Here is a 7,418-nt window from a genome sequence, read left to right as displayed (position 1 = left end):
ACGACGCCGGCCCCCGCGGGTCCGGGTGCCGGTGCGGGCCGTGCCGCGGCCTCGGCGAGGGGCGCGGCGGTGGCAGCGGCCGCGTCGAAGGCCGGCAGCGGCACGGGCGCGCCCGCGGCGGACAGCGAGACCGTCGCCATCGTGCTGCCGGACAACGCCGCCAGCACCGTTCCCGCGATCGCCGTCCGTCCCACCGCAGCCGTCCTCACGCCCTGCCCCTCTCGTCGTCCGGTACCCGGTCCATCGCCGCCCACGGGCGGAGCGTTAGCCCGGACGGAGCAGCGGAACTCGATCGGGTGGTGGTGCCAGCACCACCCCGGACCCGCGGGCAGCACCGCTCCCGCTCGGCAGGCTCGCCGGATGTATCTCGGGCCCCGGTCGGAGAAGTCTCATGATCTGACGACCGGACGCCCCGGCCGTCGGGAAGGACGTCATGCGCCCCGCCGCCCAGGCCACCGCCGAGGAGCCCAACGCCCGGATCGACCGGCTCGCCCGTGCGGCCGCGACCGGCGACCGCCGGGCCTGCGAGGACCTGATGGCGGCGGTGTACCCGCCCGTGCTGCGGTACTGCCGCGTGCGGCTCGCGCAGGGCGCCGGCGACGCGACCTCGGCCGAGGACATGGCCCAGGACACCATGATCGCGCTGGTGAAGGTGCTGCCGAAGGCGGACCTCAACTCGGGCCCCTTCCTGGCGCTGGCGTTCACGATCGCCCGCAACAAGATCGTCGACACCGTCCGGCGGCGCGGCATCTCGCGCATCGACCTCACCGACCAGGTGCCGGACAGCGTCTCCACCGCCGACACCCCGGACGAGCTGAGCGTGCGCGCCGAGCAGGCGCGCATGGTGCAGCGGCTGCTCGGACGGCTGCCCGAGCGGCACCGCGACGTGCTGCGGCTGCGGCTGATCGAAGGCCTGTCGGCGGCCGAGACCGCCGCCGTGCTGGGCTCGACGCCCGGCTCGGTGCGGGTCACCCAGCACCGTGCCCTGTCCTCGCTGCGGCGCTACCTCGCCGAGCGGCAGGGCGCCCCCGGTCAGCGGCAGGGCCCCGAGCTCGCCGCCGTGTGATCCGTCCCGCCGGGTCCGGTACGAGGGGTCCGGAGCCGGCGGGGCGGGACGACTACCCTGGACGCTCGTGTCCCTCACCCTCGGCATCGTCGGGCTGCCCAACGTCGGCAAGTCGACCCTGTTCAACGCCCTGACGCGCAACGACGTGCTCGCCGCGAACTACCCGTTCGCCACGATCGAGCCCAACGTCGGGGTGGTGCCGCTGCCGGACGCGCGCCTGGACCGGCTGGCCGAGATGTTCGCGTCGGCCAAGGTCGTGCCGGCCACGGTGTCGTTCGTCGACATCGCCGGGATCGTGAAGGGCGCCTCCGAGGGCGCCGGGCTGGGCAACAAGTTCCTGGCCAACATCCGCGAGTCCGACGCGATCTGCCAGGTCGTGCGGGTGTTCTCGGACGACGACGTCGTGCACGTCGACGGCAAGGTCGACCCCGCCGCGGACATCGAGACCATCTCGACCGAGCTGATCCTGGCCGACCTGCAGACGCTGGAGAAGGCGGTCCCGCGGCTGACCAAGGAAGCCCGGATGCAGAAGGACCGCCGTGAGGTCCTCGCCGCGGCCGAGGCCGCCGTCGAGATCCTCAACGGGGGCCGCACGCTGTTCCAGGCCGGGGTCGATCCCGCCCCGCTGCGCGAGCTGACCCTGCTCACCACCAAGCCCTTCCTCTACGTGTTCAACGCCGACGAGGGCGTCCTCACCGACGAGGCCCGCAAGAAGGAGCTCGCCGACCTGGTCGCGCCCGCCGAGGCCGTCTTCCTCGACGCCAAGGTGGAGTCCGAGCTGCTGGAGCTCGACGAGGAGTCGGCGCGCGAGCTGCTCGAGTCGATCGGCCAGCCCGAGCCCGGCCTCTACTCGCTGGCCCGCGCCGGGTTCCGCACCCTCGGCCTGCAGACCTACCTGACCGCCGGGCCCAAGGAGGCCCGCGCCTGGACGATCCACCAGGGCGACACCGCCCCGCAGGCCGCCGGCGTGATCCACTCGGACTTCGAGAAGGGCTTCATCAAGGCCGAGATCGTCTCCTACGACGACCTCGTCGAGGCCGGCTCGATGAACGCCGCCAAGGCCGCGGGCAAGGTCCGCATGGAGGGCAAGGACTACGTCATGCAGGACGGCGACGTGGTCGAGTTCCGCTTCAACGTCTGAACTAGCGCCGTTTCGCCTGGTCAGCCCGCTATGCCGCTTCGTCGTTCGTCAGCTGTTCGTCAGTAGGCGCGAACACCTCGCTGAGCATGGCCGCGGCGGCAGCACGCGTGCGGTCCTCGGCGGTGGGCCAGAGATGCGCGTACGTGTTGAGCGTGACGGTCGCGCTGGAGTGCCCGAGGGAGCGCTGGACCGTCACCACGTCGCAGCGCGCGGCGATCAGGCCGGACGCGTAGAAGTGCCGGAGATCGTGCAGCTTGGTCGTCGGGCAGCCCGCAGCCGTGCGTGCCTTCCGCCACCAGTAGCCCACGGTGTTCTGGTGCGGCGGGTTGCCGTTCTCTCCGTGGAAGAGCCAGCGGTCGGTACCCCGTCCGGGTAGACGGGCGATGTGCCCGCGAACGACGGTCACGAGGCCGTCGGCGAGGTAGATCGTCCGTTCGCTGCCGTAGTTGGGAGCGCGGATCTCGACTCCGCCGCCGCGCTCACGCTGGACCTGGCGGTGCACGACGAGCCGGCGGTCGTCGAGGTCGAAATCTCCGACCTTGAGCGCGGCAGCCTCGCCGAGCCGGAGCCCCGCGAAGGCGGCCAGTGCCACGAACGTACGAAAATCCTTGCCGGCCGAGTCGAGCAGCGTGCGGACCTGGGCGGCTGTGGGGAGCTGCATGGCGGCGTCCGCGCGTCGTGCTCGCGGCAGCCGAACGCCCTCGCCGGGATCGGCAGCGATCACCCGGTCCTTGACCGCCCCGCGCAGTGTGGCCCGCACGTTGTTGAAGCGGGTCCGGATCGTGCCGGGAGCCAGGCCCGGGGGCTGTCCAGGGCCGCGGTCCATCGTCTGCATGTGCTTGACCCAGGCCTCGACATGGGAGCGCAGCAAAGACCGCATCGGGACGTCCCAGAAGGTCACCGAGCGCGCGGCGAGACTCATCGCGCGTTCGGTGCCGGGCGCCCAGAGCTGCCGTGCGGCCCAGCGCTCGAAGTACTCGCCGAAGGTGACCCGGCCGGCGTTCGGGTCCACGTAGTTGCCGCTGACGAGCGCGGTGGTCTGTTCGTCGAGCCAGCGTTGCGCGTCGGTCTTCCGCTTGGTCGTGCGGGTGATCTGCTTGCCGCCCGGGACCGGCCGGTACTGCGCCTGCCATCGTCCGTCGGGCAGCTTCCGGATGCTGGCCACTACACGGCCTCATGGACAAGCGAGTCGACCCACGCACGGACGTCCTGGGGGCGGTAGCGAACGTGGCGGCCGACCCTGATGCCACGAGGTCCGTAGTTGCGGCTGCGCCACTGGTAGAGCGTCTGGACCGGCACCCGGAGGAACTCGGCGACGTCCTTGATGCCCCAGAGCTGCTCGTTCATGACGTCCTCCTGGTCGTGCGCAGTTCTCGGATGCGTTCTGCGTGGGCGATGGCGAGTTCGCGGTCGGTGTCGGTGTGGTGGCCGATGCCGACGAGGTGCCAGTCGTTGACGACGAGGACCGGGTCGTCGGCGGGGTGGCCGAGCTGGTCGAGCTGTTCGGTGAGTCGCCAGGCGCGGCGCTCGTGGCGGATGGTGCGGAAGGTGGTGGAGTAGGCGCGGCTCTTGGTGAGGAAGTGGCCGCGGAAGCCGAGCATGTGGGCCCACTTGCGCAGGTTGAGCTCCGCGTACTGCGGGAGCCCGCCGAGGTGCCAGGCGGTCTCGATCAGCCGCCGGTGGTGTGTGGCGAGGGCCATGCGCTCGAGATGGGCCAGCGAGCGGATGGGCCGGTCGGGATGGCCGTCGGTCTTTCCGGTGCCCTTGGTGGCGTACTTGGCGATGTAGCCGGCGAGGCGGGTGTCGGTGATCTCGCCGTCGTCGTCGGTGACGGCCTCGTGCGCGGTGGGGGTGATCTCACGCAGGTCGAGCTGGGCGCCCCACCTCAGGCGCAGCGTTGTCCCATCGGGCCGTTCGACGTCGAGGGCGGTCGCCGCGGTGGCTTCCCGGATTGCGTCGCGGAGGCTCTCGCCGTCGATGCCGGCCGGTGGCGGGTCGGTCGGTCCTTCGGGGCCGTCGAGGCGGATGGCGGCGTGGAAGTGGACGAGGCCGCGGCGTTGGTACTCGGCGACCTTGGCGTAGGACAGCCGGGCGAGCTGTCCGAAGCGGCGGCCGGAGACGCCGAGGCGGGCGGCGAGGGCGCGCCGGAGGGCGATGGTGAAGCGGTGCCAGAGCTTCCCGGCGTGGGCCTGCCAGAGCACCGCGGCCTGGTAGTCGTAGGTGTCGTGGTCGACGGCCCCGCCGATGTTCGGGTCGCCTGCCTGGTGGTGGGTCCCGCAGGAGCACGGGATCACGCGGCCGCGGGCGGTGAGCCGTCGGGTGTGGACCGGCCCGAACGAGGGCGCGGTCAGGGTGAGGAACACCCGCGGTCGGTCGGTGACCGAGGCCGGGATGCCGCGCTCGGCTCCGGCGAGTCCGGCGCGGATGAGGTGGAAGGCGTCGGCGGCGTAGCGGTCCGAGCAGGACGGGCAGACCGTGTCGCGGCGGTTCCCGCACGGCGCCCACACCTCGCCGGTGCGCTGGGCCAGGACGCGGCCGCCGGTGGTGGTGATCGTGGACGAGCCGCGCAGGCGGACCGGGTGGGCGCAGCCGCCGGTGGCTTCCATGCGGGCGCGCCAGGCCGGGTAGTCGAAGGCGCGCAGACGGTTGCTCAGGTCCAGGTCGGTCATCGGGCGTACACCTCGTGCTCGTGTTCGATCTCGACCGGGTCCGCGACGAAGCCGTGATGACGGGCCAGACGTTCGGCCCCGGCGCGGTAGGAGCGGGCGCGGCCGATGACGCCGCCGGCCTCGGTCTCGACGAGGTAGGCGCCGTCCTCGCGGACGATCGAGCCGGAGAAGCCCGCGGCCCCGCAGGTGACCAGCCCCAGGCCCGGCCGGACGACGTCGACGTGGACGAGCACCCGATCCCCGGCCGCCGGCCCGCTCGCGGCGGTGGCGGTGCCGGTGATGGCGACGTCGACCGCGGTCGCGGCCTCGGGCTCCGGGCGGCCGTCGACGGTCACGGTGACCCGGGAGCCGGGGACGAGGCGGCCGGCGGCGAGGAGCTGGTGCACGGTCGCCGCCACGTCCGGGCGGGCGGGGATGGCGTGCTCGGTGGCCCGGGTGCCGAGGTGGCGGGTGTGCACGGTGTCGCTGATGCCGACGAGGACGAACCCGGGGTCGGCGGCCTCGCGCAGGACGCGGTCGGTCAGGTCGTCGTCGAAGAGCAGCTCCTGTCCGGCGATTTCCCGGCGCGGGCGGGGGAACGGGCTCATCGGGTCCACCACCAGGCGTAGCGGGCTTCGCTGCCCCATTCAGCGACCAGGGCGCGGGTGGTCTGCCACTCGACCAGGACGGCGCCGATGACCGCGGCCCAGAACCAGCCGGAGCCGGTGCCGAGTACGAGCCAGAGCACCCCGAGGACGGCGGCGAGCGCGACGGTGATCTTGAGCCAGGTCGCGGCGGCCCATCCGGTGACGGCCCACATCACGCCGCGTCCTTGCTGTCGATGGCGCGCAGCTCCGGAGGCGTGGGCGGGGCGCAGCGGGCGACGAGCTCGTCGATCTCGTCGTCGGTGACCAGGCAGGCGCGGAAGCGGATCGGTAGCCGGGAGCGTTGGTCGATCACGTAGCCGATCCCGGCGTGCTCGTTGTCGCCGGGGATCTCGTCGGCCAGCGCCCCGCGTTCGCGGGCTCCGTCGCCGAGGACCATGTCGACGTGCGAGGCGGCGGTGACGCCGAGGCAGATCCGGGTGGTGAACAGCTCCCGGACGTCGACGACGTCCTTGGTCGGTTCCTGCACGTAGCCCATCACCGAGGTCAGGCAGGCCCGGCCCTGGGTGAGGATCTCGGCGAGCAGCCGCAGGGCCTCGCGGACGTCGTTGCGTTCGCCGTAGGCGGTGAGCATCGCCATCTCGTCGATCACGACCAGGTCGAGCGGTGTCTCGGTGCTGACGTCGAGGCGGCGAAGACCGTGGTCGGCCATGTGCTGCTGGCGGGCCTTCATCTCGTCGCGGACGTCGGTGAGCAGCGCGATCGCCTCGGCGGCGGTGGTGGCGTGGCGGTGGAACATCGGCAGTCCGCGGCGGGTCTCGGCCCCGCCCTTGAGGTCGATCACGTGCACGCGGACCAGGCCGTCGCGGATGGTCGGTCCCATGGCGCGCAGCGGGGACCAGATCAGCGAGCCCTTCCCCGAGCCCGATGCGCCGGCCACCACCACGTGTCGCCCCGGGACACCCAAAACGAACGGGTGGCCGTATTCGTCCTCGCCGACCGGGAGCGCCGTCAGATCCACCGTTTCCGCGGAAGCCGGGATGGTCGGCGCCGGGATGGCGAACCGGAACGGCATGTCCCGCTCGACGACGACGGTCAGCACGCCGGGCCGCTGGCGGGTGACGGCCACTCGGTGGGCGCCGAGGGCGTCGGCGAGCGGTTCGGTGCGGCCGGTCCAGAGCGTGAGGTCCTGGCCCCGGGCCAGTCGTACGCGAAGGGTGTCGATCGACGGTGTCGCGGAGCGGACGCGCAGCACGCGGGGGGCGTCGATGTGGCCGGTGTGGTGGTTGGTCTGGGCGAGGCCGCAGTCGGCGAGCAAGCTGGCCCAGCGGTTGCCGCGATAGGTGGTCCAGCGCCGCCAGGTCGCACGCAGGGCGGGCGCGGCCCACCGGTCGAAGGAGGGTGGGTGCAGCCGGCCCCAGACCACGACGGCGAGCACGAGCGAGCCGACAGCGATGGCGGTCGGGAGCGCGCCAAAGAGGATCGCGCCGACGATCATCGCGGCTGGGACGAGGGCGAACAGCGGGTGGCGGACGAGCCAGGTGAGGTTCCCCCGGTAGCTCGGANGGTGGCCTCGTACTCGTCGGGCGAGAGCCACCCGAGGCGGGCCTGGATGCGTTCGGTGTTGTACCAGCCGTCGATGTAGGCGAACAGCTCGTTCTCGGCCTCCTCACGCGTCCGCCACGATCTGCGGTAGACGAGCTCGGTCTTGAGTGTGGAGAAGAAGTTCTCCATCAGCGCGTTATCGTAGGAATCGCCGACCGAGCCCATCGAGGCGAGAATGCCGTGGTCGGCGAGGCGCTGCCCGAAACGCAGAGACGTATAGTTCGAGCCGCGATCCGAATGGTGGACGACCTGGCCACTGTGGATGTTGCGGGTCCAGACCGCGTACTCGAGCGCGCCCAGGATGAGGTCGGTGTCGCAGCGGTCCGAGCAGCGCCAGCCCACAATCCTGTTGG

At 72.2% G+C, this 7,418-nt stretch carries 9 protein-coding genes and 1 pseudogene; 2 read left to right on the top strand and 8 right to left on the bottom strand.

Features of this window, described 5'->3' with window-relative positions; genetic code table 11:
* A pseudogene (locus ACFQH9_RS21285) lies at positions 1-194 on the bottom strand (hypothetical protein); the annotation flags it as partial.
* Positions 195-433: 239 nt separating this feature from the next.
* Here ACFQH9_RS21285 and ACFQH9_RS21280 point away from each other — a divergent pair.
* Together ACFQH9_RS21280 and ychF are read left to right on the top strand one after the other, a co-directional pair.
* Positions 434-1,066: a sigma-70 family RNA polymerase sigma factor gene (locus ACFQH9_RS21280; RefSeq protein WP_379568163.1), complete on the top strand. Its 633-nt coding sequence runs from the start codon at positions 434-436 to the stop codon at positions 1,064-1,066.
* Positions 1,067-1,133: 67 nt separating this feature from the next.
* Positions 1,134-2,207, top strand: coding sequence for a redox-regulated ATPase YchF (ychF, locus tag ACFQH9_RS21275; RefSeq protein ID WP_379568161.1), 1,074 nt, complete (start codon positions 1,134-1,136; stop codon positions 2,205-2,207).
* Positions 2,208-2,235: 28 nt separating this feature from the next.
* On the opposite strand, the gene ACFQH9_RS21270 is transcribed toward ychF, so the two are convergent.
* From ACFQH9_RS21270 to ACFQH9_RS21240, 7 genes are read right to left on the bottom strand one after another with little or no spacing between them, the layout of a single operon-like run.
* Positions 2,236-3,372: a tyrosine-type recombinase/integrase gene (locus tag ACFQH9_RS21270; RefSeq protein ID WP_379568159.1), complete on the bottom strand. Its 1,137-nt coding sequence runs from the start codon at positions 3,370-3,372 to the stop codon at positions 2,236-2,238.
* Positions 3,372-3,554 (bottom strand): helix-turn-helix transcriptional regulator, encoded by a 183-nt coding sequence (locus ACFQH9_RS21265; protein ID WP_379568157.1) that lies wholly within the window; start codon positions 3,552-3,554, stop codon positions 3,372-3,374. Before ACFQH9_RS21265 ends, ACFQH9_RS21270 begins: the two co-directional genes overlap by 1 nt.
* Positions 3,551-4,876 carry a replication initiator gene (locus ACFQH9_RS21260; protein WP_379568155.1) on the bottom strand — a complete coding sequence of 442 codons (1,326 nt, stop codon included), beginning with the start codon at positions 4,874-4,876 and terminating at the stop codon, positions 3,551-3,553. The genes ACFQH9_RS21265 and ACFQH9_RS21260 overlap by 4 nt, the downstream gene beginning before the upstream one ends.
* Entirely contained in the window at positions 4,873-5,463 is a 591-nt protein-coding gene (locus ACFQH9_RS21255; protein ID WP_379568153.1) for a hypothetical protein, read from the bottom strand. Before ACFQH9_RS21255 ends, ACFQH9_RS21260 begins: the two co-directional genes overlap by 4 nt.
* Positions 5,460-5,675, bottom strand: coding sequence for a hypothetical protein (locus tag ACFQH9_RS21250; protein WP_379568165.1), 216 nt, complete (start codon positions 5,673-5,675; stop codon positions 5,460-5,462). Before ACFQH9_RS21250 ends, ACFQH9_RS21255 begins: the two co-directional genes overlap by 4 nt.
* Entirely contained in the window at positions 5,675-6,958 is a 1,284-nt protein-coding gene (locus tag ACFQH9_RS21245; protein ID WP_379568151.1) for an FtsK/SpoIIIE domain-containing protein, read from the bottom strand. The genes ACFQH9_RS21250 and ACFQH9_RS21245 overlap by 1 nt, the downstream gene beginning before the upstream one ends.
* On the bottom strand, positions 6,955-7,407 hold the full coding sequence (locus ACFQH9_RS21240) for a transposase (RefSeq protein WP_465269538.1): 453 nt from the start codon (positions 7,405-7,407) through the stop codon (positions 6,955-6,957). The genes ACFQH9_RS21245 and ACFQH9_RS21240 overlap by 4 nt, the downstream gene beginning before the upstream one ends.
* Positions 7,408-7,418 lie beyond the last annotated feature (11 nt).

This window comes from Pseudonocardia lutea (genome assembly GCF_042658055.1).
GTDB classification, from domain to species: Bacteria; Actinomycetota; Actinomycetes; order Mycobacteriales; family Pseudonocardiaceae; genus Pseudonocardia; species Pseudonocardia lutea.
The sequence above is the reverse complement of the archived record's forward strand: the minus strand, read 5'-3'. Positions and strand labels throughout refer to the sequence as shown.